1 pseudogene is annotated in these 699 nt (G+C 35.2%); it reads right to left on the bottom strand.

From position 1 onward, the window contains the following. Window positions 1–438 (bottom strand): annotated as a pseudogene (locus HC175_RS23905) (BREX system P-loop protein BrxC); the annotation flags it as partial. Window positions 439–699: the final 261 nt, after the last annotated feature.

The following is a 699-nucleotide window of genomic DNA, read 5'->3' as shown; positions in this document are numbered from 1 at the left end:
AGGGATAGTCAAATTGATTCTTTTAGCTATTGTAGGCTGAGCGGGATCTGGAGGGAGGGGAGCTGTTTTTACAAAGTTCCCCTTTATTAATTCCAACTCTGATTCTTTATTAAAAATAAGCTGAATATTATTCAGAATCTCTGTTAATGACAAGTGTGAATTTTGATCCTGGATATGATACTGAAGTTGAATATTTTTAACAATCCTGCTTTCAGTATATTTTAGAAGAGATTCTAAATCCCGCCTTGTTTTTTCATTTAATTCTGCAGGATAATTTTGCTTCAGGTCCTTGGCAGCTTCCTCTATGTCATTTTTTAAATACTGGTGAAGTTCGCTCATTTTATGTGCACCATCAACCATTAAATGGTAATACCCATCTCTAACCTTTTGTGCTGCGGTATCAATTTCGGGAAAATGTTCAATAATGTCCTTCCCCATTGCTATCTCAAACTCTTTGGTAGCAGATTCAATTTCCGGACTGCTTATTGCTGCCTTTTGTAATTCAATTTTTACAAGTTGAATAAAGCGCTCAAAGCCTTTAATTTTATCAAGGTTTTTCTTGATGAATCTTTCCGCCTTTACTACTGCTTTTATAGCTGCGCTATACTCATCATTTGAAGCCAGGAAATCTTCAGCTTTATCTATATAATTTGACTCTGTAGTTTTGGAGGAAAATCGCTGCAGTACATCTTTTTGTTT

Source organism: Salinimicrobium oceani (assembly GCF_012037645.1).
The sequence above is the reverse complement of the archived record's forward strand: the minus strand, read 5'-3'. Positions and strand labels throughout refer to the sequence as shown.